Origin of the sequence: Enterobacter sp. 148H3 (assembly GCF_034107425.1) — a bacterium.
GTDB lineage: Bacteria > Pseudomonadota > Gammaproteobacteria > Enterobacterales > Enterobacteriaceae > Enterobacter > Enterobacter vonholyi.
Genome location: NZ_JAWNEI010000003.1, coordinates 83,175 through 108,474, shown reverse-complemented (window position 1 = coordinate 108,474; position 25,300 = coordinate 83,175). Strand labels below are relative to the sequence as shown.

The window sequence follows — 25,300 nt, the reverse complement described above, 5'->3', positions numbered from 1 at the left end:
ATGACGTTCTGGAGCATAGTGCGCCAGCGCTGCTGGGGGTTACTCCTGGTGGTGGCCGGTGTCTGTATTATCACCTTTATTATTTCGCACCTGATCCCCGGCGATCCGGCACGTCTGCTGGCCGGCGATCGCGCCAGCGACGAAATCGTGCAGAACATCCGCCAGCAGTTAGGGCTGGACCAGCCCCTGTACGTTCAGTTTGGCCGCTACGTGGACGCCCTGGCCCACGGTGATTTAGGCACGTCCATCCGTACCGGTCGTCCGGTTGCGGAAGACCTGAAGGCCTTTTTCCCCGCCACGCTGGAGCTGGCCTTTTGTTCACTCCTGCTGGCGCTGGTCATCGGCGTGCCGCTGGGGATTTTATCGGCGGTGTACCGCAACCGCTGGCTGGATCACCTGGTACGTTTAATGGCGATGACTGGCATCTCCACCCCGGCCTTCTGGCTTGGGCTGGGCGTCATCGTGCTGTTCTACGGGCACCTGCAAATCCTGCCGGGCGGCGGCAGGCTGGACGACTGGCTCGATCCACCGACGCACATCACCGGCTTTTATCTGCTGGACGCGCTCCTTGAGGGCAACGGCGAGGTCTTTTTCAATGCGCTGCAGCACCTGATTTTACCCTCGCTGACGCTGGCATTTGTCCACCTGGGCATCGTCGCACGCCAGGTCCGTTCGGCGATGCTGGAGCAGCTTAGCGAGGACTACATTCGCACGGCCCGCGCCAGCGGCCTGCCCGGCTGGTATATCGTCCTGCGCTACGCCCTGCCGAATGCGATGATCCCGTCGATTACCGTGCTCGGGCTAGCGCTGGGGGATCTGCTGTACGGCGCCGTGCTGACCGAAACCGTCTTTGCCTGGCCGGGCATGGGCGCCTGGGTGGTGACGTCCATTCAGGCGCTCGATTTCCCTGCCGTGATGGGCTTTGCCGTCGTTGTTTCGCTGGCCTACGTGCTGGTTAATCTGGTGGTCGATCTGCTTTACCTGTGGATTGACCCGCGAATCGGGCGCGGAGGTGCCGAATGATGTTAACGCAGGAAACGCCCGTCCCGGTTAAAACCGCCAGACAACGCATCAACTGGGCAAAGCTGTTCTGGATGCTGCGTCAAAGCCCGCTCACGATCGTTGGCGGCGTCATTATGTTGGTGATGCTTTTCATTATGGTGGCCGCGCCGTGGATAGTGCCGCACGACCCGAACGCGCTGGATCTGACCGCCCGCCTGCAGGCGCCGTCCGCGCAGCACTGGTTTGGTACCGACGAGGTGGGCCGCGATCTGTTCAGCCGCGTGCTGGCGGGCAGCCAGCAGTCCATTACCGCCGGGCTGGCGGTGGTGATGATTGCGGGCGGCATCGGCTCGCTGCTGGGCTGTCTGTCCGGCGTGTTGGGCGGACGCGGCGACGCCGTCATCATGCGGGTAATGGACATTATGCTCTCCATTCCTTCCCTGGTGCTGACCATGGCGCTGGCCGCCGCGCTGGGGCCGAGCCTGTTTAACGCCATGCTGGCAATTGCGATTGTCCGCATTCCGTTCTACGTCCGCCTGGCGCGCGGCCAAACTCTGGTGGTGCGCCAGTTTACCTACGTGCAGGCCGCCCGCACCTTTGGCGCCTCCCGCTGGCATTTGATCCGCTGGCATATCCTGCGCAACGCCCTGCCGCCGCTGATCGTGCAGGCGTCGCTGGACATCGGCAGCGCCATCCTGATGGCCGCCACGCTGGGGTTTATTGGCCTGGGGGCGCAGCAGCCGACCGCCGAATGGGGCGCGATGGTGGCCGTCGGCCGTAACTACGTTCTGGACCAGTGGTGGTACTGCGCCTTTCCCGGTGCGGCGATTTTGATAACCGCCGTGGGCTTTAACCTGTTTGGAGACGGTATTCGCGATCTGCTGGATCCGAAGTCAGGAGGGAAACAGTGATGACCGACCCGGTACTCAAGATTGAAGACCTGCACCTGAGCTTCCCGATTTTTCGCGGCGAGGTCCACGCGCTTAACCACGTCTCGCTGGAGATCGGCAGGGGTGAAATTGTCGGCGTGGTGGGCGAATCCGGTTCCGGTAAATCGGTGACCGCCATGCTCGCCATGCGTCTGCTGCCGGAAGGCAGCTACCGCATTCATCACGGCCAGGTGAAATTACTCGGCGAAAACGTCCTGACGGCGTCCGAGAAACAGCTTCGCCAGTGGCGCGGCGCAAAGGTGGCGATGATTTTTCAGGAGCCCATGACCGCCCTTAACCCGACGCGGCGGATTGGCAAACAGATGGTGGAGGTAATTCGCCAGCATCAACCGCTTTCACGGCGCGAGGCGCAGCAGAAGGCGATTACCCTGCTGGAAGAGATGCAAATACCCGACGCGAAGCAGGTCATGGCGCGCTATCCGTTTGAACTGTCCGGCGGCATGCGCCAGCGGGTGATGATCGCCCTTGCCTTCTCCTGCGAGCCGGAGCTGATTATCGCCGACGAACCGACCACCGCGCTGGACGTCACCGTCCAGCTGCAGGTGCTGCGCCTGCTGAAGCACAAGGCGCGGGCCAGCGGCACCTCGGTGCTGTTTATCAGCCACGATATGGCCGTGGTGTCGCAGCTCTGCGACAGGATGTACGTGATGTATGCGGGCAGCGTGATTGAGAGCGGTGCCACGCAAACGCTGATCCACCAGCCTGTGCATCCCTATTCCATTGGCCTGCTGCAGTGCGCGCCGGAAAACGGCCAGCCGCGCGCCCCGCTTCCCGCCATCCCCGGCACGGTCCCCAACCTCAGCCAGCTTCCGCCGGGATGCGCGTTCCGCGAGCGCTGCTTTGCCGCCGGGGCGAAATGCAGCGAAACGCCGCGCTTACAGCCCAATGGGGCAGAAGGCCAACAGGCCGCCTGCTGGTATCCACAACGGGAGAAACACCATGTCTGATGTACTGCTGGAACTGGATAGCGTGCACGTCAATTTTGCAGCGCGTAAAAACTGGCTGGGCCGCGTGACGGAAAAGGTCCATGCGCTTAACGGGCTCGACCTTGAGATCCGTCGGGGAGAAACGCTCGGTATCGTCGGGGAATCGGGCTGCGGGAAAAGCACGCTGGCCCAGCTGCTGATGGGCATGCTTAAGCCCAGCACCGGCGCCTGCCAGCGGTCGCACCATGCGGGCGGCATGCAGATGGTGTTTCAGGATCCGCTCTCCTCGCTCGACCCGCGCCTGCCGGTCTGGCGCATCATCACCGAGCCGGTTTGGGTACAAAAGCGCAGCAGCGAGCGCGACCGCCGTCAGCTGGCTGAAAACCTGGCGCTGCAGGTGGGCATTCGCCCGGAGTATCTCGACCGGCTTCCGCACGCCTTCTCCGGCGGGCAGCGTCAGCGCATTGCCATCGCCCGGGCGCTCTCGTCCGATCCGGATATCATCGTGCTTGATGAACCCACCAGCGCGCTGGACATCTCCGTGCAGGCGCAGATCCTCAACCTGCTGGTGACCCTGCAGCAGCAGCGTAATCTGACCTACGTGTTGATCTCGCATAACGTCTCGGTGGTCCGGCACATGAGCGACCGCGTGGCGGTGATGTACCTTGGGCAGATTGTGGAGCTGGGCAGCGCCGCTCAGGTGCTTGGGGAGCCGCGCCATCCTTACACCCGTCTGCTGCTCGATTCGGTTCCCCGCACCGGTGAACCGCTGGATGAAACGCTGGCCTTACGCAAAACGGAGCTTCCCGGCAACCGTCATCTGCCCGAAGGCTGTTTTTTCCGTGACCGATGCCCGATGGCCGCGCAGGGGTGCGAACGTCCTCAGCCGTTACAGCCCTCTCGCGAGGGCCGTGACGTCCGCTGCTGGCGCAGTCTGGGTTAAATTTGCGCCATCCCACCGTCCACGAACAGCTCGGTGGCGTTAATAAAGCTGGCCGCGTCGGAGGCCAGAAACGCCACCGCTTTCCCCACCTCGCCCGGCGCGCCTAAACGGCCCAGCGGCACCTGAGCGGCCAGCGCGTCGTACAGCCCCTGACGGTGTTCTTCCGGCACCAGATCGCCGAGGCCAGGGGTTTTGATCGGGCCCGGGCTGACCACGTTGACGCGGATCCCACGGCCCTGCAAATCCAGCGCCCAGGAGCGGGCAAAGTTGCGCACGGCGGCCTTGCTGGCGCTGTAGACGCTAAAGTTTGCCGTCCCCTTAATGGACACCGTCGAACCGGTCAGAATAATCGACGATCCGGCGGAGAGCAGAGGCAACGCCTTCTGCACCGTAAACAGCACCCCGCGGACGTTGGTGCCAAAAATCCGGTCAAACTGCTCTTCGGTGATCGCGCCCAGCGGCAGCATATCGCCGCCACCGGCATTGGCGAACAGAATATCGAGGCGGCCCTCTTCTTTGGCTATCCGTGCATAGACCTCGTCCAGATCCGCCAGTTTTGACACGTCCGCGCGAATGCCCACTGCCGTTGAAGCAATTTCTGCGACCGCCGCGTCAAGCTCGGCCTGACGACGTCCGGTGATGTACACCTTCGCGCCCTGTGCCGCCAGCTCCTGGGCCGCGGCAAGACCGATGCCGGTGCTGCCGCCGGTGACCAGTGCAATTTTTCCTGAAAGAGTCGTGTTCATGTCATTTACCTTTTATTGGGTTTGCGTTGGACAAACTTTAGCCCTTGCAGGATTAGTGAAAAACCGGCAAAAATGAAAATGACTATTCACAAACAGAAATAATCAGGGGAGCCTAATGGACCAGCTAATGGCGATGCGCGCTTTTACCCGGGTGGTGGAAACCGGCAGCTTTACCCGCGCGGCGGACTCGCTGAATATGCCGATCGCCACCCTGAGCAAGCTGGTCAAATCGCTTGAGGCGCACCTGGATATACGCCTTCTGCACCGCACCACTCGACGGGTGGTCGCGACGCCGGAAGGGATGGAATACTATGAAAAAGCGCTGAGGGTCATGATAGATATCGAAGACATCGACACCGCGTTTCGCATTTCCCGCGCGACGCCAAAAGGGCATCTGCGGGTTGATATAGGCGGATCCACCGCCCGCGACGTGCTTATCCCCCTGCTGCCGGATTTTATGCAGCGTTATCCGGAAATCCGCATCGACCTTGGGGTAGCCGATCGTCCGGTGGATCTTATCAGCGGTAACGTAGACTGCGTCATCCGCGGCGGCCCGCTGAACGACTCGACCCTCATCGCCCGCCATATTGGCAACGCCGAAATGGTGACCTGCGCGACGCCGGGTTACCTGAAAAACCACGGCGTTCCGGCCTATCCGCAGGAGCTGTGCAACGGCCACAAGCTCATTAGCTACCTCTCGCCCGTCACCGGGCGGGCATTTCCGTTTCGCTTCAGAGAGAACGGCGAGGCGCTGGAAATCAACATTCCGCATTATCTCGGCGTAAACGAAAGTAATGCCCATCTGGCGGCTGCCGCAGCGGGATTAGGGATCGTTCAGACGTTTGAGTATTCGGCAAATGCGTATTTACGGGCGGGAACGCTGACGGCGATCCTGAGCGACTGGCGCCCTGCCGCCTATCCGTTTCATGTGGTTTACCCGCAGAACCGGCATCTGACGCACCGTCTTAAGGTGTTTATTGCGTGGCTGGCGGAGGTGTTCCCCGCCGCGCTGAAGGGGTAGCCGGGCGCGAACCCGGCTGGGGCTTAGTTAAGCTTATAGTCCAGGGTAATCTCGGCTTTCAGGAGCTGCGATACCGGACAGCCCGCTTTTGCTTTCTGAATAATGCCATCGAACTGCTGGGGGGCGATGCCTGGAACGGTGACCTTGCTTTTCAGGGCAACCTTTGTGATGGCAAAGCCGCCGTCGGTTTTATCCAGAGAGACGTCCGCCGTGGTATCAATAGAGTCAGCGGTATAGCCCGCTTCACCGAGCATCAGCGACAGCGCCATCGAAAAACAGGCCGCATGTGCCGCGCCAATCAGCTCTTCGGGGTTGGTCCCCTTTTCACCCTCAAAGCGGGTATTGAAACCATAAGGCTGCTGATTGAGAACGCCGCTCTCGGTGGAAACCGTCCCTTTACCGCGCTTAATGTCGCCAGACCAGTGTGCCGAACCGTGCTTATGAATAGTCATTCTTGCTCTCCTTTTGGCTTACAAAGGGTTAAGTATAGACTACGCATCTGACCCACTCTGGAACACAGACAATTCCAGGACTTTCACCTGCTGAACCGACAAAAAGGATAATGATATGGCGCTAAAAATCAGCATGGCCGTTGCCCTGACCACACTGGCGGTATCGCTGTCTTCACTGGCGAAAACGCCGGAGAATTTTATCTACACCAGCTCCGGCGAGCTCGACGCGGTGTTTCCGCTCGTTGCGCGAAGCGATGTCGGCGGGGTGCAGATCGTTTACAACTGGCGCTTGCTGGAGCCCGGCAAAGACAACTATGACTTCTCGCGGATAGAGCAGGATCTGGCGCGCGTTAAGGCCGCCGGAAAAAAACTCTTTATTCAAATCCAGGATCGTTTCTTTGAGGCGGACGCCCGCTACGTGCCGGACTATCTGATGCACGATAAGCAATACGGAGGCGGGATTGCGCCGCAGTTCGATAACCCCGGAGAAGGCAAGCCTGTCGGTTCAGGATGGGTGGCACGTCAGTGGGATCCCGCCGTGCGCCTGCGCTACCAGGCTTTGCTGGCCGCCCTCGCGAAACGCTTTGATGGCGAGGTGTATGGCGTAAACCTGCCCGAAACCGCCATCGATCTCGACGAAAAAAATCCGCCCGCCGGGTTTACCTGCGACAGCTATTTCGCTGGAGAAATGGAAAATCTGGCCTTTGCGCGAAAGGCTTTTAAGAAATCACACGTGGTGCAATACGTGAACTTCTGGCCGTGCGAGTGGGATAATGACCACAACTACATGGGGCGTCTGTTTACGTATGCCAGCGCCAATAATGTCGGTCTGGGTGGGCCGGATATTGTCCCCAATCGCAAGGCACACATGAAGAATGCCTATCCCTTCTTCCATAAAAATAAACAGACGCTGCCGCTCATCGCCATGGCGGTTCAGGAACCGACCCTGACCTATAAAAATCCTGAGACCGGCAAGCCCTTCACCAAAGCAGAATTTGATCGGTTCGCGGAAAATTATCTCGGGGCGGATATTATTTTCTGGAGCACATCCTCTCCCTGGCTAAAGGCAAAATAATCACCCGTCAACCCTGCTCTTAAGCCAGGTAGCGGGCCAGTTCGTCGAGGAACACGCGCAGCGCGGCAGGCTGGTATTCCCGTGACTGATAAATGCCATGGATGGCAAGCGGTTTCGGCTCCAGAGCCTCCAGTACCGACACCAGCAATCCCTGATCCAGCGCGGCACGCGCCTCGCGCTCCGGCAGCATGGCAATACCACAGTGCTTGATAGCCGCGTCCATCAACAGCGAAGAGATGCTGGCGCTCAGGTTGCCGCTGACTGCCACGCTCAGGCTTTCTCCTTCCGGCGTCAGGAAGTGCCAGGACTGCCCGGCAAAAAAGCTGTAATGCAGGCAGTTATGCCGGGCTAATTCTTCGGGGCTGACGGGGATACCGTGTTGTGTCAGATACTCCGGCGAGGCGCAAAGCACCGAGCGGCACTCCCCCAGCCGGCGGGCAATCATGCCGGGTTCAGGGTTATCGGTAATACGTACGGCGACATCAATGCGCTCTCCCACCAGGCTAACCGGGTGGTTATTCACGTCCAGCTCGATGCGCAGCTGCGGGTAGCGCGCGAGCAGACCGGGCAGCACCGGCGCAATCAGATGCATGGCGGTAAAGTGCGCGCATGCCACCCGCAGGGTGCCGGACGGCAGATCTTTTTCAGACGGGCCTTCAATTTCCTGAGAGATCTGCGAGAGGGTCCGCGTTTTTTGCAGCACCTTTTCGCCTGCTGCGGTCAGCGTCAGCTTGCGCGTGGAGCGGTTTACCAGCCGCGTGCCCGCCCACTTCTCCATTTGTTCAAGGTACCGGCTGACCATCGGTCGGGAAATACCCAGCGCGCGGGCTGCAGCGCTCAAACTCCCCAGCTCGCATATCCGGTTGTAAACCTGAGCGGCAATAACGCGATCCATATCAACTCCATTTGCTCGATTTATGAAACTAAGCATGTCTTGTTTCAGGAATTCTGGCAAATGCGAATTTCCGTACAATAGAGACATTCCTGAACAACAGAGACAACAGCATGAAATTAACTCACCTTGCCCTGCTTTCCACCCTTTTCACACCCGCTGTTTTTGCCGCGCCGTTGACCATTGACACCTATAACCCGCAGGAGAAAGGCATTTTCGCTGTCTCCTCCACCCTGGTTTCCGGCCCGAAAGAAGCCGTACTGTTTGACGCGCAGTTCAGCGTGAAGGATGGCGAAGCGCTGGTAGAGAAAATTCGCCGCAGCGGTAAAACCCTGAATAAGATTGTGATCACCTCCGGCGATCCGGATTTCTATTTTGGCCTGCAGCCGCTGGTTAAAGCCTTCCCGAACGCCAAAGTCGTGGCCACGCAGCACGTGGTTGACCACATCAAGGCCACCAAAGACGCCAAGCTCGCCTTCTGGGGTCCACAAATGAAAGACGGCGCACCGACCGAGCTGGTCGTCCCACAGGTGCTCGCCTCCACCACGTTTATGGTTGACGGTGAGAAGATCGACATAGAACAGCCTGACAGCTACGCGGCCTATGTGTGGATCCCGTCAGCGAAAACCATCCTCGGCGGCACCGGGGTAGCCTGGGGCATTCACGTCTGGACGGCAGACACCCAGACGGCGGAAAGCCGTAAGCAGTGGCAGGAAACGCTGGTGAACATGGCGGCGCATAAACCCGAGCGCGTGATTCCGGGTCACTATCTGGGTACCCCGCCAGCCGGGACAGGGGCGATTGATTTTACCCGCGACTATCTGCAGCATTTTGAACAGGCGTTATCGGCACATAAAGATTCTGCGGGCGTCATCAGCACCCTGAAAAAACAGTATCCAAACCTGGCCGAAGAGAGCTCACTGGAATTAAGCGCTAAGGTGAATACCGGCGAAATGAAGTGGTAATTTAAATTCTGCTCCTGCTATATTTTCGTGATAGCAGGAGCACCGTTATAATATCCTCTCAACAGCACTTCGATTAACCCCCACATTTCAAAAGCGCATAAAAGCATGCACTTATGTCATTTTTATTTCTAAGATGAATCTGAACCACAACCGGGAAAATATTTGCCATTCTGTTTATGAATTAAATTTTTTGCGAGCCGTACCATTAAACAGAAAACGACACGGAGGCAGCATGTTTACTTATTACCCGGCTAATACCGCAGCAGCACAACCTGAACTCGTTAACGCGATTGCGCAGGGTCTTCACGCCGAGCACGGTGCTGTGACTGAAGATGACATTTTGATGGAACTGACCAAGTGGGTGGAATCCACAGATAATGACATCCTCAGTGACATCTACCAGCAGACCATTAACTACGTCGTCAGCGGGCAAAACGCACCCTTGTAAAAACCTGCTAAGCTGGATCTGCAACCTAAGGGGTTACATTTCGTTTGCGTAAGCAAACTGGTCCTTAAAACTATCAACAGGATTGAGGAGTTAACATGAAATCGAACCGTCAGGCACGCCATATTCTGGGACTGAACTACAAGCTTTCGAATCAGCGTAAAGTGGTGATTGAAGGCGACCACGAAACGCAAGTCACGCACGCCACCGGCAGAAAACGCCACGCCGGCAAGTAAGTTCCAGACTGAGATCCAGAACACCATCGGTAATCCCGGTGGTGTTTTTGTTTATGTGTTGCGGTAATTAATATTTAGCTCCTTTATAATACCGTCGGACCGCACCCCATCGCACAGGCCAGAAAGATGACAAACAGCAGTGTCAGGGACGGATCTTCATAAAAAGAGTGAGTGACATGGACAACAAACTGAAAAAACATCGTTCCTTATACATCCCATACGCCGGACCGGTTTTACTCGAATTCCCCCTGCTCAACAAAGGCAGTGCCTTCAGTATGGAAGAGCGCAGCAGCTTTAACCTGCTGGGTTTACTGCCGGAAGTGGTTGAAACCATTGAAGAACAGGCAGAGCGCGCGTGGATCCAGTATCAGGGTTTCAAAACTGAAATCGACAAACACATTTACCTGCGCAACATTCAGGATACCAACGAAACCCTCTTCTATCGCCTGGTGCAGAACCATCTCGAAGAGATGATGCCGGTGATCTACACCCCTACGGTGGGTGCGGCCTGCGAGCGCTTCTCAGAGATCTACCGTCGCTCCCGCGGGGTATTCATCTCCTATCAGAACCGTCACAACATGGACGATATTCTGCAGAACGTGCCGAACCACAATATCAAAGTAATTGTGGTGACCGACGGCGAACGTATTCTCGGCCTCGGCGACCAGGGCATTGGCGGGATGGGGATCCCCATCGGTAAACTCTCTCTCTATACCGCCTGCGGCGGCATCAGCCCGGCGTATACCCTGCCGGTCGTGCTGGACGTCGGCACCAACAACCAGCAGTTGCTAAACGACCCGCTCTATATGGGCTGGCGCCATCCGCGTATTACCGACGACGAGTACTATCAGTTTGTCGACGACTTCATCCAGGCAGTGAAGCACCGCTGGCCGGACGTTCTGCTGCAGTTTGAAGACTTCGCGCAGAAAAACGCGATGCCGCTGCTGAACCGCTATCGCGATGAGATCTGCTCCTTTAACGACGATATCCAGGGCACCGCAGCCGTGACGGTGGGTACGCTTATCGCCGCCAGCCGCGCAGCCGGCAGCCAGCTGAGCTACCAGAAAATCGTCTTCCTGGGCGCAGGCTCTGCGGGCTGCGGTATTGCCGAGCAGATTATCGCCCAGACCCAGCGCGAAGGCTTAAGCGAAGAGCTGGCCCGCTCCCGCGTCTTTATGGTTGACCGTTTCGGCCTGCTGACCGACGGCATGCCGAACCTGCTGCCGTTCCAGACGAAGCTGGTGCAGAAACGCGAAAACCTGAAAAACTGGGATACCGACAACGAAGTCCTTTCCCTGCTGGATGTGGTGCGCAACGTGAAGCCGGATATTCTGATCGGCGTTTCCGGGCAAACCGGTCTCTTCACCGAAGAGATTATTCGCGAGATGCACAAGCACTGCGAGCGCCCTATCGTGATGCCGCTGTCTAACCCGACTTCCCGCGTAGAGGCAACGCCGCAGGACATCATTGCCTGGACCGAAGGTAACGCGCTGGTTGCGACCGGCAGTCCGTTCGACCCGGTGGTGTGGAAGGATAAAACCTATCCGATTGCGCAGTGCAACAACTCCTATATCTTCCCGGGCATTGGACTGGGCGTAATCGCCTCCGGCGCGTCCCGCATTACCGATGAGATGCTGATGTCGGCGAGCGAAACCCTCGCGGGCTACTCTCCGCTGGTCAACAACGGTGAAGGGCTGGTGCTGCCGGAGCTGAAGGACATTCACAAGGTGTCGCGCGCGATCGCGTTTGCGGTAGGTAAAATGGCGCAGCAGCAGGGCGTGGCGGTGAAAACCTCTGCCGACGCGCTGCAGCAGGCCATCGACGACAACTTCTGGAAGCCTGAATACCGCAGCTATCGCCGTACGTCGATTTAAAATGTGAGTGGGCCACTGGCCCACTTATTTTTTGCCAGGTTGCCAGCTTTTATCTATCCGCGGTTCACCGTAATGCTCCTGCCGATGACAGTTAGGGCAAAGGGCAATAGCATTGTCTACGTTGTCTTCCCCATTTTCTGATAGCGGAATAATGTGATGAACTTCTAAATAATATCTCCCATCCTTCGTACGCTGAAATGGCGCGGGGGCATCACAACATTCACATTTATTTTGAGCTCTGAGGAGTACTTCGGCCACCACATCGGGATTACGATCGTAACGCCAGACGGAAACCTGTTTTTTCGCCGGATGAACAGACGCATTTTGCAGCCGCTTTCGTCTTTCCTCAGATTGTAGTTTTAACGCCTTGCTGACTTTGTCGTAAAAGTCGTTTTCATCGCGGCCTGGAATATCTTCGCAGTCCACTCGCTGTTGGTTAAGTTGTTCCTTGAGGATGGTAATAACCGTCGCGTCCAGAGGCTTCTGGAATGTTCTTCCTGTTTGAGCGAAGTGATTCATGAAGCGATCCCAACGGGATTCTTTGCCCGCTGGAGGCAGAACTTTGCTTAGTTCGTGGCGATCAAGCGTAATAAAATCATCTAGCTTAGACACATCGCTCAACTGCACACGATGGGGGTAAACTTTTCCCTCCTCAAAATCGATCCCTTCAATACGGTAAAGTCCGCAAAGCTGGTATCCCACAGATTTATGAACATTTTGGATGACAAAGACAAAGTCGCCTGCTTTTACATTACTCAGCTTTTTCTCACTACCTGCACTAACACCATAGCCCTTTATGTAATCAAAATTGCTGGAATTAGATGCACTGTGATAGGCGTAATAATAGGCCATACGCTCAACCTCCTTTTGGTTTCATAATGAAGGGTATCGGCATAATGACAAAAATCTTAACGTGCAATCATGTGACATTCGATTATACTTTCGGCACACATTAACCCACTGAATATATAAGGAGGCCAATTATGCTGTATCGTGAAATTTTCAATGTTTCACATACATTTGGTGATCGCACCAGCTCAAGCGTTATCGGTATCGTGCTGCGATAACTTCTGCTTGAGCGAAGACACCAACCCCTGAAATCCCTTCTCTCGGGCTTACTGAGTTATCGTCAGCGATGTTTGACGAGGCATAAACATGCCTGTAACTCTTGGGTAAGCAACAATGAGCACTTTACTCACTGCACAATCTTTACGCGTTGATACGGCGTTTGGCACGCTCTTCGACTCACTCTCCTTTACGCTGAAAAAAGGCGACCGCATTGGTCTGCTGGGCGACAACGGCTGCGGTAAAAGTACGCTGCTGAAGGTGCTGGACGGCACGGACTCCCCTGCGGCCGGAACGGTAGCGTTGGCCGGGCACTGCCTTATGGCGCGCGTGGAGCAACATCTCCCGGACGCTATTTTTCCGCTGACCATGCTGGATGCAGTCCTGGCCCAGTTGCCCTCAACTGAACGGGACAGCCTGCGCTGGAAAGCCGAAACGCTGCTGGCAGGCATGGGCTTTACGCCGCAGGATATGATGCTGCACTCCGCCACGCTGAGCGGCGGACAGCACACCCGCCTGCTGCTGGCGCGGGCGTTGATTCACGAGCCAGACCTGCTTCTGCTCGATGAACCCAGCAACCACCTTGATTTGCCGACCATGCTCTGGCTGGAATATTTTCTACAGAACTGGTCGGGTAGCTTTGTGCTGGTCTCGCATGACAGACAGCTGCTGGATGCCGTCACCAACGGTAGCTGGATCCTGCGCGATAAAACGCTGCACTACTTTGCCCTTCCCTGTACGGCAGCACGCCAGGCTCTTGACGCCAAAGATGAAAGCGACGCGCAGCGCCACAAGGCGGAGCAAAAGGAGATCGACCGCGTAACCGCAAGCGCCAAACGTCTGGCGACCTGGGGCAAGGTTTACGACAACGAAGACCTGGCCCGCAAAGCCAAACAGATGGAAAAACAGGTCGAACGGCTCAAAGAGAGCCAGACCGCGCTCACGGCGGGCAGCCCGTGGACGTTAACTCTGCGCGGCGACGCGCTGCGGGCGGACCGTCTACTGGAGATGGAAAACCTCGGCGTCCCGCCCGCGCCTGGGCTACCGCCGCTGTTTAACATCGAAACGGCGCGGCTGAAAAGCGGCGATCGCGTGGCGATTGTTGGTCGTAACGGCTGCGGCAAATCGTCACTGATGAAGCTTATCTGGCGACATTTTACGGATGAACCGGCGGAAAGCGGGCTGAAAATCCATCCGCGCGTGTCGCCTGGCTACTACGACCAGACGCTTCATCAGCTTACAGACAACGCCACGCTTCTCGACGCGCTGGAGCCTTTCGCACCGGATCCGCAGAATCGCAAAATGGCCCTGATAAGCGCCGGGTTCCCGTGGTCCCGCCACGGGCAGAAAGTCAGCACGCTCAGCGGCGGCGAGCGTTCGCGCCTGCTGTTCGTGGGCCTGACGCTTGCCCGCTACAGCCTGCTGATGCTGGATGAGCCAACTAACCACCTTGACATGGAAGGCAAAGAGGCGCTGGCGCAAACCCTTCAGCAGTTTGAAGGCGGCGTTCTGCTGGTCAGCCATGACCGACAGTTAATTAGCCAAAGCTGCAACCGTTTCTGGCTGATTGAAGAGGAAAAGCTGAGCGAGTGGCACGATGCAGAAGCGGTCTTTGAGCGTCTGCGTGAAAGCGCGGGGCTGGTGACATCCACCGCACCTGCTATCACCGCTTCGGCGGTTCAATCCTCGCCGTATGACGATCTGCTCGAACGGTTGGTCGCACTGGAAACGCTGCTGGAAGACGATCTGGCGCGTAAGCCTAAGCATCAAAAGCCGCAGCTGCAGGCTCAATGGCGTAAAGAGATTAAGGAGATAGAAGCACAGCTGTAAGTCTGCGCCCGGCGAGTCTCTCTCGCCGGGCCAGTATTTTCCCCCTAAATTATTAGAGGAACGCCGTATTCTTATTCTGAAAATGGATTAAATAATGACATTATGTTGCCGTTGCCTTGCATTACAGCGCCAAACCACTAATCCTTGAGGAGTATTACACCTGCTATGCAGATACTCATCATGAACAAGGAGATACACATGAAGGCTGCTGTTGTCACTCAGGATCATCAGGTTAATGTCACCGAAAAAACCTTGCGCCCGCTAAAGCACGGGGAAGCTCTGCTGAAGATGGAGTGCTGTGGCGTATGCCATACCGACCTCCACGTGAAGAACGGTGATTTTGGCGATAAAACCGGGGTTATCCTGGGCCATGAAGGGATTGGTATCGTAAAAGAAGTCGGCCCAGGCGTGAAATCGCTGAAAGTCGGCGACCGCGCAAGCGTGGCCTGGTTCTTTGAAGGCTGCGGGCACTGCGAATATTGTAATACCGGCAACGAAACCCTGTGCCGTGACGTGAAAAACGCCGGTTACTCCGTTGACGGCGGCATGGCGGAAGAGTGCATCGTCACCGCGGATTACGCGGTAAAAGTGCCGGACGGTCTGGATTCGGCGGCGGCCAGCAGCATCACCTGCGCCGGGGTCACCACCTACAAAGCGGTGAAGGTATCGGGTATTAAACCGGGCCAGTGGATTGCGATTTACGGTCTGGGCGGTCTGGGCAACCTTGCGCTGCAGTACGCCAAAAACGTCTTTAACGCCAAAGTCATCGCTCTCGACGTTAACGACGAACAGCTGAAGCTGGCGGCCAGCATGGGTGCGGATCTCACCATCAACTCCCGCAGCGAAGATGCCGCTAAAATTGTGCAGGAGAAAACCGGCGGCGCGCATGCTGCAGTCGTCACTGCCGTCGCAAAAGCCGCCTTCAACTCGGCGGTGGATGCCGTGCGTGCCGGTGGCCGCGTGGTCGCGGTTGGCCTGCCGCCGGAAGCGATGAGCCTGGATATTCCGCGTCTGGTGCTGGACGGTATTCAGGTGGTGGGTTCGCTGGTTGGCACCCGTCAGGATCTGCAGGAAGCGTTCCAGTTCGCCGCTGAAGGCAAGGTCGTGCCGAAAGTCACGATGCGTCCTATCGAGGACATCAACGCCATCTTTAAAGAGATGGAACAGGGCCAGATCCGTGGCCGTATGGTGATTGACCTGCGTTCATAATCACCCACCGTTCAATTACCGCTCCTGACAGGGGCGGTTTTTTTATAGCCATTTTCCGGCAATCCTTATCTTAATTCCTTTGTTCCCTTGTTTTCCCCCGCGCCCGATGATGAATCCGACGCTAACAAGAAGATAACAAAGGAATTCACCATGCAAACCCCATTTCGTCTGCCGCTGCTGACGGCGCTGATTCTGGCGACAACCGCAGCGTGGGCAGCAGATGCGCCCGTCAAAGGCGGCACGCTGATTTATCTGGAGCAACAGGCGCATACCAACCTTTACCCGCCTGCCGGGGGCTTCTACCCGAACGGCGGCATTCTGAACCAGATCACCGACAAACTGACGTGGCAGAACCCGAAAACGTTACAGGTGGAGCCCTGGGTAGCCGAAAGCTGGACCACCAACGCCGATAAAACCGAATACACCTTTAAGCTGCGTCCCGGCATCACCTTCTCCGACGGCACGCCGCTGGACGCCAACGCCGTAGCGAAGAACTTTGATACCTACGGCTTAGGCAACAAAGCGCAGCGTCTGCCTGTGTCAGAAGTGATCAATAACTACGATCGCAGCGAAGTGGTCGACCCGCTGACCGTGAAGTTCTACTTCAAAAAACCGTCGCCGGGATTCCTGCAGGGCACCGCCACGATTGGCTCGGGCCTGGTCTCGCTCAGCACGCTGAAGCGCAACTTTGAAGAGCTGGGTGACGCCCGGCATATCATTGGCTCCGGCCCGTTTGTGGTGAAGGACGAGAAGCTGGGTCGCGAAGTGACGCTGGAAGCGCGTAAGGACTACCAGTGGGGACCGAAAAACCTGACGCAGCAGGGGCCGGCCAATCTGGACGGCATCAAATTTATCGTGACCCAGGAAGACAGCGTGCGCGTCGGCGCCCTGCTGGCCGGTCAGGCCGACTTTATTCGCCAGGTACAGGCGTATGACGAAAAGCAGGCGACAGACCAGGGCTATAAAATCTACGCCGCCCCAACGCGCGGGGTGAACGACAGCATCAGCTTCCGCCCGGATAACCCGCTGGTCTCCGATATTCGCGTCCGCCAGGCGCTGCTGCATGCCACCAACGCAAAACAGGTGGTCGAGACCCTCTTCTCGGCCAACTATCCGCAGGCGAAGTCGGTGATTGCCGATTCCGCCGCCGGCTTTGTCGATCTCAGCGACAAATTGACCTTTGACCCGGCAAAAGCCAACCAGCTGCTGGACGAAGCGGGCTGGAAAGCGGGCAGCGACGGGATCCGCGCCAAAGACGGCCAGCGGCTGGCGCTGACGGTATATGAGTCATTGCCGCAGCCGCAAAATAAAGAGGTGCTGCAGCTGGTTGCCCAGCAGTGGCGCCAGGTGGGCGTGGCGCTGAGCGTGAAGGCCGGTGACGCTGGCAGCCGCACGCTGGATAACCTTGATCCGCTGAAAACCCCGTTAACCGTCTCCGAAGTGGGACGCGCCGATCCTGACGTGGTGAAAAGCATGTTTTACCCCGCTAACCGCGACGCGCTGCTGCAAAAAGGCGGCTCCAGCGACAAGGTCAAAAGCTTCCGTGACGACAAGCTGAATGCGCTGCTGGTAAATATCTCCTCAGAGGTCGATCCGCAAAAACGCCTGCAGCTGACCGGCGATGCCCAGCGCTACCTGCTGGATAACGCCTACGTCATTCCAATTTTCGAGGAGCCGCAGGTCTTTGCCGGTGCGCCGTGGCTAAAAGGCGTCAATTTTGAAGCGGTTGGCCGCCCGTCGTTCTACGGCGCGTGGATTGAGAAACACTGAGGAGCTGACGATGCGCCACGCACTTCTTCAACGCTTTGGGCACGGGCTGCTGGTACTGTGGGCCGCTTTTACACTCTCGTTCGTGTTGCTCCAGGTGCTGCCGGGCGACGCGGTGCTGATTAAATTTCAGAACCCGGACCTGGGCTTAAGCCCGGCGCAAATTGAGGAGATGCGCGTGGCCTACGGCGCGGACAGCCCGCTGTGGCAGCAATACGGCCATACGCTGCTGGCGATGCTGCGCGGGGATTTCGGCTATTCGTTACAGGCCGGAGTGCCGGTCAGCGAGCTGATTGCCAGCAATCTGCCGGATACCCTGAGCCTCGCCCTGCCCGCCTTTTTACTCGCGGTTCTGCTGGCGTTTGCGCTGGCCTTTGCGTCGCGTCTGCCGGGTCTGCGCTGGCTGAGCAATACCCTCCAGTCTCTGCCGGTCCTGTTTATCTCTTTACCGACGTTCTGGCTGGGGATTGCCCTCATCCAGCTCTTTTCTTTTCAGCTGCGGCTGATCCCGGTGATTAACCCGACGCCGCTGCAGGGGCTGATCCTGCCGATCGTGACCGTCGCGATCCCGATCTCCGCCCCGCTGGCACAAATCCTGATGCGCAGCCTCGACCAGGTGGCGACGCATCCGTTTGTTGCCGTAGCCCGGGCCAAAGGGCTGAGTGAAACCGCCGTGCTGTGGCGTCACGTGACCCGCAACGCCCTGCTGCCTGTCCTGAACATTGCCGGGCTGCTGCTGGGCGAGCTGATTGCCGGGGCGCTGATCACGGAAACCGTTTTTGGCCGCAGCGGGCTCGGGCAGCTGACCCAGCAGGCGGTGAATAACCAGGATATTGCCGTACTTCAGGCGGTAGTGATGATTTCCGCCCTCGGCTTTGTCCTGATCAACCTGCTGGTGGACCTGCTTATGCCGCTGCTGGATCCCCGTCTGCAAACCGTTACCGGAGGTGCATCATGAGCCTGGTCGATTACGCTGCCGCCGCGCGAAAACGCGTTCCCGGCTGGCAGGCCGTCGCGTGGCAGCCCGGACTGTGGCTGGCATGGGCGGTAATTATCATTGCGATTTTCGCCGCCGTGGCGCCCGGCCTGTTAACCCACTACAGCCCGATTGAGGGCATCGCCGGAGCGCAACGTCTTGCGCCGCAGGCGGGACACTGGCTCGGCACCGATCAGCTTGGCCGCGATGTTTACACCCGTATTGTGTACGGTGCGTCCCACTCCCTGAGCGCGGCGCTAGCTGCCGTCACGATGGGGCTGGTGGTCGGCACAGGTCTGGGGGTCATAGCCGGAGCGTTCGCCGGACGCGTCGAGTCTTTCCTGATGCGTTTTGTCGACGTGCTGTTGTCCATTCCGTCTCTGCTGCTCTCCCTGACGGTTATTATTCTGCTCGGGTTTGGCACCGTTAACGCCGCCATTGCCGTCGGCGTGGCCTCTATTGCCAGCTTCGCCCGCCTCGCGCGCGGTGAAGTGGTGCGCATCCGCCATACGGATTACGTCGAGGCGGCGTTTGGCAGCGGCGGGACGTTTTTCGCCGTGCTGTGGCGACACATCCTGCCCAACGCGTTAACCGCCGTTCTTGCCTTTGCCACGCTGCAGTTTGGTCAGGCTATCCTGGCCCTTTCAACGCTGAGCTTTCTCGGCTACGGCACCCCGCCGCCCGTGCCGGAATGGGGCTTATTGATCGCCGAAGGCCGTAACTATCTCTCTACCGCCTGGTGGTTAACCACCTTCCCCGGCGTGGTCGTCATCGCCGTCGTGCTTGCCACCAACCGTATCAGCCAGCAGTTCAGCGGAGGCCTGAAATGACCGTACTCTCGGTAGAAAACCTGACCATCAGCTACCGTACCGCGCGCCAGTGGCGCGAGGTGGTGCATAACGTCAGCTTTACCCTCAGGCGAGGGGAAATGCTGGCGTTTGTCGGCGAATCCGGATCCGGCAAAACGACCACGGCACAGGCGATCATTGGCCTGCTGGCGGATAACGCCCGTCGCGATGCGGGGAAAATCGTGCTCAACGGCGAGGAGATTAGCCGGTGGTCAGCGAAGCGTCTCGATACCCTGCGCGGGGCGCGAATCAGCCTGGTTCCGCAGGATCCGGGTAATTCACTCAACCCGGTGAAGACGATCGGTGGTCAGGTCGGGGAAATTATTCAGCTGCACCAGAAGGTAACTCGCGCCCAACGCGACGAGCTGGTGCTTGCCCTGCTGACAAAGGTCGGCCTGAGCCACCCCGAACAGCGCATGACGCAGTATCCGCACCAGCTCTCCGGCGGAATGAAACAGCGCGTGTTGATTGCCATCGCGATAGCGCTGCGTCCGGACGTCATCATTGCCGATGAGCCCACCAGCGCGCTGGACGTGACGGTGCAAAAACGCATTCTTGATCTGCTGGATATCCTGCGCCGGGAATCGGGTACTGCCGTTCTGTTTGTCACCCACGATCTGGCGCTGGCCGCCCAGCGCGCGGACAGGCTGCTGGTTTTTCGCCATGGTGAGGTTCAGGAGCACGGCGACACCGCCGACATCGTTCGCACGCCGCAGCACGCTTACACCCGCCAGCTGCTGAGCGATCTCCAGGGCCAGCGCCTGACCATCGCCCCGGTAGCCGGCCTGCCGCTCGCGTCACCGGCCATTCGCGCCCGCGCCATCAGCAAACGGTTCTCGCTGGGTAAAGGTCATCAGCTTCAGGCGCTGGATCGGGTGACGTTTGACGTCAGACGCGGCAGCACCCATGCGCTGGTCGGTGAATCCGGCTCCGGGAAGACCACCCTCGCCCGTATTTTGCTGGGTTTTGAACAGGCCGACAGCGGACAGGTCATTATTGATGACATTGATGCCACCGCGCTCAGCCGCGAGGCCCGTCGTCAGCTGCGCCAGAAGATCCAGTTTGTTTACCAGAACCCGTTCGCCTCTCTCGACCCGCGTCAGACGCTGTTTGACATCATCGAAGAGCCCCTGAAGAACTTTTCCCGCCTCGCGAAGGCTGAGCGAAAGGTGCTAGTGGAAACCGTGGCGCAGCGGGTTGCGCTGCCCGTCGAACTCCTGACCCGCACCGCCAGGGAGCTATCAGGCGGTCAGCGCCAGCGCGTGGCCATCGCCCGGGCGCTGATTCTGGAGCCGACTATCCTGGTGCTGGACGAAGCCACCTCCGCGCTGGACGTCACCGTGCAGGCGCAGATCCTGGCACTGCTTCAGCAGTTACAGCAGCAGCTGGGATTAACCTACCTGTTCATCACGCACGATCTCTCCACCGTTCGCCGGATCGCCCACAGCGTCACGGTGCTGCGCAGCGGTCAGGTGGTCGAACAGGGCGACGTCGAAACCTTATTCACGTCGCCACAGAACGACTATACCCGCGAGCTGATTGCTGCCATTCCCCATTTTTCACCCGCTACGGAGGAGTTCGCATGACGCGAAAACGCCTGGGATTTTTCACCCGCCTGCTTGACGACGCCACGCCGAAGGAGCGCTATCGTCTGGCAACCGAACAGATCCGCCACGCCGAACGCCACGGTTTTGACAGCGCCTGGATTGCTCAGCACCACTTCCATGAAAGTGAAGGCGGCCTGCCGTCGCCGCTGCTATTTCTGGCACACGTAGCCGCACATACCGAAACCATTCGACTCGGCACGGCCATCATTACCCTGCCGATGGAAAACCCGCTGCGCGTCGCAGAAGATGCCGCGGTGCTGGATTTACTCGCCGATGGACGTCTCGAAGCCGGTTTTGGTTCGGGCGGCACGCCGACCTCTTTCCTGCCGTTCGGACTGACGTTCGAACAGCGCGGCGCGGCCTTTGCTGACCATCTACATGTGATCCAGAGCGCCTGGCGCGGGGATTCGCTCACCCATCCGGATAACCACCTGTACCCGCCAGCGCCACAGCTTGCTGACCGGATCTGGATTGCCACCTTTTCCGTCGACGGTGCCGTTCGCGCCGCGCGGGCCGGACACGGTTTGATGCTCTCCCGCACGCAGCCGCGCCCGGCAGACCAGTTGGATTTAACGCTCGACGCGATCCAGAACCCGATTGTGGATGCCTACCTTGAGGCGCTGCCCGCGGGCATCGCACCGCGCATTCTTGCCTCACGTACCGCGTTCGTCGCCGACAGCGATGACTATGCGCTGAAGGTTGCGACGGCGGGCCTCACGAAACAGGCAAAGCAGCATCGCGCTGCCGGACACGCGGTTAAAGGTGACACCGTCACAGATTTTCGTCGCCAGTTCGACGCCCACATCGGTTCGCCCGAGACGGTGCTGCGTTCGCTGCAGGCCGATTCCGTTCTCCGGCGCGCCACGGACATCTCATTCCAGGTCCATTCGGTCGAGCCCACCCATCGCGACACGCTGCGCTCTATCGAACTGATCGCCGAACATATTGCCCCCCACATCCTTTGAGGAGACACCTATGTCATTAAGTCACGACATTCTCGCCGAGCTGGCGGAAATTAAACCCGGTTCCCCTCTGGCAGAGGCGCGCGCCACGCGGGACGCCGCCACGAGACACGCGCAGGGCAGCTACGAAATCTTATTTACCCAGCAGGACAGCGATTTTGCGCTGGACGAACGCTTCGCCGTCGCGGCAAAAGTCGCCAGGTGGCACAACGCGGAGGCGCTGGCCGCACACTATGCGGGGTTTGGCCTGGCAGACCCGACCTCCGACCGTCTGACCCCGGCGCTGAACTTCGCGCGCCTGCTGACCTTCTCTCCCGTCGAAGCCACGCCCGCATCGTTAAAGGCGCTGACCCAGGCGGGATGGAGCAAAGAAGGTATCGTGACCCTGGCGCAGCTGATCGCCTTTGTCAGCTTCCAGAGCCGACTGATTGCCGGGCTGCGGCTGCTGAACGACAGGCCAGTCGCCACAAGCGATGCCCCGGTGGCGGCAGGCGTCTGGCACACGACCGCAACCACGGCCACCGGCAAGGCGGCTCCCGTCGCCTTCACCCAGCAGGAACTGGGCTGGGAACCGTGGATCGCCGCCAAACCTCTGGCGGATTTTCGTGATGACGAGGTTGCGATCCTGGCGAAGTTTGGCCACACCGATTCCGACTATTTCCGCCTGCTGGGCCGCAACCTGCCGGTGCTTGAACAGCGCACGCTAACGGATAAAGGGATTTTTTATACGCCGGGGGGATTGCCGCGCGCCGAGCGCGAGCTGGCCGCAACGGTCGCCAGTAAAATTAACGGCTGCATCTACTGCGCATCTGTCCATGCGCGGAAAGCGAGCCAACTGTCAAAGGATGACGCTGCGGTAGAGGCCCTGCTGGCCGTGCGTCCAGGACAATCCCTGAGCGAGGGACAATCTGCGCGCTGGCAGGCGGAGATCAATTTTGCGGCGGCGCTATCGGTTACTCCGCCTGCCGCCACGCCGCTGCACCTTGCCGCGCTTGAAAAAGAGGGGCTGGACACCTTAGCCCAGCTTGACCTGGTGCAGTCCGCCGCGTTCTTCGCCTGGGCGAACCGACTGATGCTGACCCTGGGTGAGCCCTGGCTTGCCTGAATTCGATCAGGCTAGCGCGCGAGCGTTAGCCTGAGCCCGTCTGGCCCGCAGGTAACCGTAGATCAACAGCGCGCTCATGGCCGAGAACGAGAGTATCGCCGCAGGCAGCGTGACGTAGCGCCAGCTAAAGCCGAGGGTAATCATCATCCCGCCAAAATATGCCCCGATCGCGCTGCCGAGATTAAACGCCATCTGCCCGCCCGCAGCACCCAGCATCTCACCGCCCTTCGCATTTTGCAGAAGCAGAATTTGTAGCGGCGCAGAGAGCGCAAACAGCCCGGCACAGCAGATAAAACCCATGACCAGCGAGGCCGTTTTCAATTCGCCACAGGCGAAAAGCAACAGCAGCGAGGCGACAATCACCATGTCGGTGGTCGCCGCAATGCGCAGCGGGCTAAAGCGTCCCGAGAGCTTGCCGCTCAGCAAATTGCCCAACACCATGCCAAGCCCCATTAGCATCATGATGGCCGTCATCACCCCTTCTGAAAAACCGGAGACGTTGACCATAAACGGCTTAACGAAGCTGAACCACGCGAACACACCGGCATTGCCAAACATGGTGGCGGCAAAAATCAGCCAGGGTTCTGGTTTTTTCAGAAAGTGGAACTGCTCGGTTAATTTAATTTCCGATGTGTCGCGGATGTTCGGCACCCAGATCAGCACCGAGAGGATCACCAGCGCATCGAACAGGGCTATCAGGAAAAAGGTATAACGCCAGCTGAACTGATGCCCCAGCCAGGTGCCGAGCGGCACACCCACCAGGTTGGCGACGGTCATTCCGGCGATCATCCCGGCCACCGCGACCGTCTCCTTACCCGGCGGCGCGATTTTAGAAAGAATAATCGCCCCGACGCCGAAAATGGCGCCGTGCGGGAAACCGGAAATCAAGCGCCCGGTCGCCAGCCAGAAATATGACGTAGAAAACGTAAACAGAGCGTTCCCAACCGCGCACAGGGCAACCAGAAACAGCAGCGTAGTTTTTAAGGAGAACCTGCCTGAGAAAAGCGCCACAATCGGGGCGCCAATCACCACGCCGAAGGCGTAAAACGAGATCATATTCCCGGCGGAGGGAATCGAAATACCGCTGTCATGCGCCAGCTCGGTTAACACGCCCATAATGCCAAATTCAGCCATGCCAAGGCCAAATGTGCCAAGCGCCAGCGAAAATATTGTCTTTTTCATGCCTCAACCACGGGTTAATCACTCGCAGCGGGCATTATTGAATAATCTTGTATGGTGAGCCAGTTCAAATCAGCTGGCTGGCAGGTTAATCCATTAATTCAGGAGTTTTCTCCAACCGCGACACGGGGCAATGGAAAACAAAAAGCCCCGGCAGGCGTCAGGGCTTTAAAGGGTTTAAGGTCTGGCTTTTACGGTGTGCTTTCTGCCGCTGCTTTAGCGCGTGTAATCGCGCCAGCATTGAAAATTGGGTGCTCGTGATTGTTCGTTACGTCACGAACGCGGTAAATTTTCCATGCATCATCTTCACGACGAAGAAATACCTCCAGGTGAATGCTTCTCCCGTTACCCGCCCCTTCAATAACCTGGACTGCTTCACCGTTTAAAAATGATCTGGCGTTTTCCACTCGTAACGCAGGTATCCATTCACGAGAATAATCTTGGGTATACGTAAAATAGTCAGACTCTATTAACTCCTGTTCAGAGATTTCCTGAATGGTATTAATGCGAGCAATCGTATCAGCAGAAACATATTTACGCAGTTCGTCGGCAGGATAAGGCCTGGTTTCATCGCTGCCGAATACGGAAAGATAGGATTTATAAAATGATTCAGTAGCGTCTTGTGCGCTACGTTCTTGATTGGCAGCCGAACTACATCCCACCAGCAACATAACGAATGATAACAATATCCTTTTCATCAATGCATCCTGTAAATTTTAAAGGATGGTTGCATTTTGCGGTATCCAGGCCCCGGATACATACTTTTTTGAACGAAATCAGAAATCCATTGTGTACCGTCATACATAGTCATGTGGCCTATGCCATTTCCACCAGGGTATGGCTGTATCACGGCCACATCACCAGCAATTAACGTTGAACCGGGCGGCAGCTCACTGAATCCAGCACGTAATAATTCAACCCCATAATCTTTTGCATAATCTGTGTTCGCTACCTTAACACCGCCAGCCAGAATGGCAAGGCGGGTAAACTTAGCACATTCACTATGAGAGCGCCCAGAGCGTGTGAACGGAGATACGAAACCGCAGCGTCTTTATTCCAACTCATTCTTAGTTCCTTTAAGTAAATAAGAATGAAATTAACGCATTAACCACATATAAAGAGCGGGATTAAACGTGCTGATTTTATTGAATCCTCAGCATTCTAATAGGGGAACGGGTGCTAAGCACCTTCGTGAATACCTCATTATCTGCTTAAAAAAGTGTCG

Annotated in this window: 24 protein-coding genes; 18 read left to right on the top strand and 6 right to left on the bottom strand. The window is 57.9% G+C overall.

The window, feature by feature from the left end; translation table 11 throughout:
* From USH94_RS05020 to USH94_RS05005, 4 genes are read left to right on the top strand one after another with little or no spacing between them, the layout of a single operon-like run.
* Positions 1 to 1,023, top strand: coding sequence for an ABC transporter permease (locus USH94_RS05020; RefSeq protein ID WP_111963607.1), 1,023 nt, complete (start codon positions 1 to 3; stop codon positions 1,021 to 1,023).
* Positions 1,020 to 1,913 (top strand): D,D-dipeptide ABC transporter permease, encoded by an 894-nt coding sequence (ddpC, locus tag USH94_RS05015; RefSeq protein WP_111963608.1) that lies wholly within the window; start codon positions 1,020 to 1,022, stop codon positions 1,911 to 1,913. Before USH94_RS05020 ends, ddpC begins: the two co-directional genes overlap by 4 nt.
* Positions 1,913 to 2,899, top strand: coding sequence for an ABC transporter ATP-binding protein (locus USH94_RS05010; protein ID WP_111963609.1), 987 nt, complete (start codon positions 1,913 to 1,915; stop codon positions 2,897 to 2,899). Before ddpC ends, USH94_RS05010 begins: the two co-directional genes overlap by 1 nt.
* A complete protein-coding gene (locus USH94_RS05005) occupies positions 2,892 to 3,821 on the top strand; it encodes an ABC transporter ATP-binding protein (RefSeq protein WP_111963610.1) in 930 nt (309 codons plus the stop codon). The genes USH94_RS05010 and USH94_RS05005 overlap by 8 nt, the downstream gene beginning before the upstream one ends.
* On the opposite strand, the gene USH94_RS05000 is transcribed toward USH94_RS05005, so the two are convergent.
* Positions 3,818 to 4,567, bottom strand: a complete 750-nt coding sequence (locus tag USH94_RS05000) for an SDR family oxidoreductase (protein WP_111963611.1) — start codon at positions 4,565 to 4,567, stop codon at positions 3,818 to 3,820. The genes USH94_RS05005 and USH94_RS05000 overlap by 4 nt on opposite strands.
* A gap of 115 nt (positions 4,568 to 4,682) precedes the next feature.
* Here USH94_RS05000 and USH94_RS04995 point away from each other — a divergent pair, with 115 nt between their 5' ends.
* Positions 4,683 to 5,588 carry a LysR family transcriptional regulator gene (locus tag USH94_RS04995; RefSeq protein WP_111963612.1) on the top strand — a complete coding sequence of 302 codons (906 nt, stop codon included), beginning with the start codon at positions 4,683 to 4,685 and terminating at the stop codon, positions 5,586 to 5,588.
* A gap of 23 nt (positions 5,589 to 5,611) precedes the next feature.
* On the opposite strand, the gene USH94_RS04990 is transcribed toward USH94_RS04995, so the two are convergent.
* Positions 5,612 to 6,040 (bottom strand): OsmC family protein, encoded by a 429-nt coding sequence (locus tag USH94_RS04990; RefSeq protein WP_023311893.1) that lies wholly within the window; start codon positions 6,038 to 6,040, stop codon positions 5,612 to 5,614.
* 115 nt (positions 6,041 to 6,155) lie between these two features.
* On the opposite strand from USH94_RS04990, the gene USH94_RS04985 reads away from it, so the two are divergent.
* Positions 6,156 to 7,115, top strand: a complete 960-nt coding sequence (locus tag USH94_RS04985) for a hypothetical protein (RefSeq protein ID WP_111963613.1) — start codon at positions 6,156 to 6,158, stop codon at positions 7,113 to 7,115.
* 19 nt (positions 7,116 to 7,134) lie between these two features.
* Here USH94_RS04985 and USH94_RS04980 read toward each other — a convergent pair whose 3' ends face one another.
* Positions 7,135 to 8,010 (bottom strand): LysR family transcriptional regulator, encoded by an 876-nt coding sequence (locus tag USH94_RS04980; RefSeq protein ID WP_111963614.1) that lies wholly within the window; start codon positions 8,008 to 8,010, stop codon positions 7,135 to 7,137.
* Positions 8,011 to 8,120: 110 nt separating this feature from the next.
* Here USH94_RS04980 and USH94_RS04975 point away from each other — a divergent pair, with 110 nt between their 5' ends.
* The 4 genes from USH94_RS04975 to USH94_RS04960 all read left to right on the top strand — a co-directional run bounded on the left by USH94_RS04975 (position 8,121) and on the right by USH94_RS04960 (position 11,527).
* Positions 8,121 to 8,972 carry a Vmh family MBL fold metallo-hydrolase gene (locus USH94_RS04975; RefSeq protein ID WP_111963615.1) on the top strand — a complete coding sequence of 284 codons (852 nt, stop codon included), beginning with the start codon at positions 8,121 to 8,123 and terminating at the stop codon, positions 8,970 to 8,972.
* A 232-nt stretch (positions 8,973 to 9,204) separates the two neighbouring features.
* Positions 9,205 to 9,420 (top strand): biofilm-dependent modulation protein, encoded by a 216-nt coding sequence (bdm, locus tag USH94_RS04970; RefSeq protein ID WP_013096534.1) that lies wholly within the window; start codon positions 9,205 to 9,207, stop codon positions 9,418 to 9,420.
* A 95-nt stretch (positions 9,421 to 9,515) separates the two neighbouring features.
* Positions 9,516 to 9,653 (top strand): stationary-phase-induced ribosome-associated protein, encoded by a 138-nt coding sequence (gene sra, locus USH94_RS04965; protein WP_008501714.1) that lies wholly within the window; start codon positions 9,516 to 9,518, stop codon positions 9,651 to 9,653.
* A 176-nt stretch (positions 9,654 to 9,829) separates the two neighbouring features.
* Positions 9,830 to 11,527: an NAD-dependent malic enzyme gene (locus tag USH94_RS04960; protein WP_023335794.1), complete on the top strand. Its 1,698-nt coding sequence runs from the start codon at positions 9,830 to 9,832 to the stop codon at positions 11,525 to 11,527.
* Between the two features lie 24 nt (positions 11,528 to 11,551).
* On the opposite strand, the gene USH94_RS04955 is transcribed toward USH94_RS04960, so the two are convergent.
* Entirely contained in the window at positions 11,552 to 12,379 is an 828-nt protein-coding gene (locus USH94_RS04955; RefSeq protein ID WP_111963616.1) for an HNH endonuclease signature motif containing protein, read from the bottom strand.
* A gap of 330 nt (positions 12,380 to 12,709) precedes the next feature.
* On the opposite strand from USH94_RS04955, the gene USH94_RS04950 reads away from it, so the two are divergent.
* From USH94_RS04950 to USH94_RS04915, 8 genes are all read left to right on the top strand, one after another.
* Entirely contained in the window at positions 12,710 to 14,422 is a 1,713-nt protein-coding gene (locus USH94_RS04950) for an ABC-F family ATP-binding cassette domain-containing protein (RefSeq protein ID WP_111963617.1), read from the top strand.
* A gap of 198 nt (positions 14,423 to 14,620) precedes the next feature.
* On the top strand, positions 14,621 to 15,631 hold the full coding sequence (gene adhP, locus USH94_RS04945; protein ID WP_032647362.1) for an alcohol dehydrogenase AdhP: 1,011 nt from the start codon (positions 14,621 to 14,623) through the stop codon (positions 15,629 to 15,631).
* 150 nt (positions 15,632 to 15,781) lie between these two features.
* Complete coding sequence (locus USH94_RS04940) at positions 15,782 to 17,401, top strand: TIGR04028 family ABC transporter substrate-binding protein (protein WP_111963618.1); 1,620 nt, start codon at positions 15,782 to 15,784, stop codon at positions 17,399 to 17,401.
* Between the two features lie 10 nt (positions 17,402 to 17,411).
* Positions 17,412 to 18,356, top strand: coding sequence for an ABC transporter permease (locus USH94_RS04935; RefSeq protein ID WP_111963619.1), 945 nt, complete (start codon positions 17,412 to 17,414; stop codon positions 18,354 to 18,356).
* Positions 18,353 to 19,204: an ABC transporter permease gene (locus tag USH94_RS04930; protein ID WP_111963620.1), complete on the top strand. Its 852-nt coding sequence runs from the start codon at positions 18,353 to 18,355 to the stop codon at positions 19,202 to 19,204. The genes USH94_RS04935 and USH94_RS04930 overlap by 4 nt, the downstream gene beginning before the upstream one ends.
* Complete coding sequence (locus tag USH94_RS04925) at positions 19,201 to 20,808, top strand: dipeptide ABC transporter ATP-binding protein (protein WP_111963621.1); 1,608 nt, start codon at positions 19,201 to 19,203, stop codon at positions 20,806 to 20,808. The genes USH94_RS04930 and USH94_RS04925 overlap by 4 nt, the downstream gene beginning before the upstream one ends.
* On the top strand, positions 20,805 to 21,794 hold the full coding sequence (locus tag USH94_RS04920; RefSeq protein ID WP_111963622.1) for a putative FMN-dependent luciferase-like monooxygenase: 990 nt from the start codon (positions 20,805 to 20,807) through the stop codon (positions 21,792 to 21,794). Before USH94_RS04925 ends, USH94_RS04920 begins: the two co-directional genes overlap by 4 nt.
* Before the next feature lie 10 nt (positions 21,795 to 21,804).
* Positions 21,805 to 22,896 (top strand): alkylhydroperoxidase domain protein, encoded by a 1,092-nt coding sequence (locus tag USH94_RS04915; protein WP_111963623.1) that lies wholly within the window; start codon positions 21,805 to 21,807, stop codon positions 22,894 to 22,896.
* A gap of 6 nt (positions 22,897 to 22,902) precedes the next feature.
* On the opposite strand, the gene araJ is transcribed toward USH94_RS04915, so the two are convergent.
* Positions 22,903 to 24,078 (bottom strand): MFS transporter AraJ, encoded by a 1,176-nt coding sequence (araJ, locus tag USH94_RS04910; RefSeq protein ID WP_111963624.1) that lies wholly within the window; start codon positions 24,076 to 24,078, stop codon positions 22,903 to 22,905.
* Positions 24,079 to 24,266: 188 nt separating this feature from the next.
* Positions 24,267 to 24,773 carry a YbjP/YqhG family protein gene (locus tag USH94_RS04905; RefSeq protein ID WP_111963625.1) on the bottom strand — a complete coding sequence of 169 codons (507 nt, stop codon included), beginning with the start codon at positions 24,771 to 24,773 and terminating at the stop codon, positions 24,267 to 24,269.
* Positions 24,774 to 25,300 lie beyond the last annotated feature (527 nt).

Excerpts from the sequence above, each read along its gene's own strand:
- USH94_RS05020 (WP_111963607.1), top strand. The coding sequence starts at position 1 with ATGACGTTCTGGAGCATAGTGCGCCAGCGCTGCTGGGGGTTACTCCTG.
- ddpC (WP_111963608.1), top strand. The coding sequence starts at position 1,020 with ATGATGTTAACGCAGGAAACGCCCGTCCCGGTTAAAACCGCCAGACAA.
- USH94_RS05010 (WP_111963609.1), top strand. The coding sequence starts at position 1,913 with ATGACCGACCCGGTACTCAAGATTGAAGACCTGCACCTGAGCTTCCCG.
- USH94_RS05005 (WP_111963610.1), top strand. The coding sequence starts at position 2,892 with ATGTCTGATGTACTGCTGGAACTGGATAGCGTGCACGTCAATTTTGCA.
- USH94_RS05000 (WP_111963611.1), bottom strand. The coding sequence starts at position 4,567 with ATGAACACGACTCTTTCAGGAAAAATTGCACTGGTCACCGGCGGCAGC.
- USH94_RS04995 (WP_111963612.1), top strand. The coding sequence starts at position 4,683 with ATGGACCAGCTAATGGCGATGCGCGCTTTTACCCGGGTGGTGGAAACC.
- USH94_RS04990 (WP_023311893.1), bottom strand. The coding sequence starts at position 6,040 with ATGACTATTCATAAGCACGGTTCGGCACACTGGTCTGGCGACATTAAG.
- USH94_RS04985 (WP_111963613.1), top strand. The coding sequence starts at position 6,156 with ATGGCGCTAAAAATCAGCATGGCCGTTGCCCTGACCACACTGGCGGTA.
- USH94_RS04980 (WP_111963614.1), bottom strand. The coding sequence starts at position 8,010 with ATGGATCGCGTTATTGCCGCTCAGGTTTACAACCGGATATGCGAGCTG.
- USH94_RS04975 (WP_111963615.1), top strand. The coding sequence starts at position 8,121 with ATGAAATTAACTCACCTTGCCCTGCTTTCCACCCTTTTCACACCCGCT.
- bdm (WP_013096534.1), top strand. The coding sequence starts at position 9,205 with ATGTTTACTTATTACCCGGCTAATACCGCAGCAGCACAACCTGAACTC.
- sra (WP_008501714.1), top strand. The coding sequence starts at position 9,516 with ATGAAATCGAACCGTCAGGCACGCCATATTCTGGGACTGAACTACAAG.
- USH94_RS04960 (WP_023335794.1), top strand. The coding sequence starts at position 9,830 with ATGGACAACAAACTGAAAAAACATCGTTCCTTATACATCCCATACGCC.
- USH94_RS04955 (WP_111963616.1), bottom strand. The coding sequence starts at position 12,379 with ATGGCCTATTATTACGCCTATCACAGTGCATCTAATTCCAGCAATTTT.
- USH94_RS04950 (WP_111963617.1), top strand. The coding sequence starts at position 12,710 with ATGAGCACTTTACTCACTGCACAATCTTTACGCGTTGATACGGCGTTT.
- adhP (WP_032647362.1), top strand. The coding sequence starts at position 14,621 with ATGAAGGCTGCTGTTGTCACTCAGGATCATCAGGTTAATGTCACCGAA.
- USH94_RS04940 (WP_111963618.1), top strand. The coding sequence starts at position 15,782 with ATGCAAACCCCATTTCGTCTGCCGCTGCTGACGGCGCTGATTCTGGCG.
- USH94_RS04935 (WP_111963619.1), top strand. The coding sequence starts at position 17,412 with ATGCGCCACGCACTTCTTCAACGCTTTGGGCACGGGCTGCTGGTACTG.
- USH94_RS04930 (WP_111963620.1), top strand. The coding sequence starts at position 18,353 with ATGAGCCTGGTCGATTACGCTGCCGCCGCGCGAAAACGCGTTCCCGGC.
- USH94_RS04925 (WP_111963621.1), top strand. The coding sequence starts at position 19,201 with ATGACCGTACTCTCGGTAGAAAACCTGACCATCAGCTACCGTACCGCG.
- USH94_RS04920 (WP_111963622.1), top strand. The coding sequence starts at position 20,805 with ATGACGCGAAAACGCCTGGGATTTTTCACCCGCCTGCTTGACGACGCC.
- USH94_RS04915 (WP_111963623.1), top strand. The coding sequence starts at position 21,805 with ATGTCATTAAGTCACGACATTCTCGCCGAGCTGGCGGAAATTAAACCC.
- araJ (WP_111963624.1), bottom strand. The coding sequence starts at position 24,078 with ATGAAAAAGACAATATTTTCGCTGGCGCTTGGCACATTTGGCCTTGGC.
- USH94_RS04905 (WP_111963625.1), bottom strand. The coding sequence starts at position 24,773 with ATGAAAAGGATATTGTTATCATTCGTTATGTTGCTGGTGGGATGTAGT.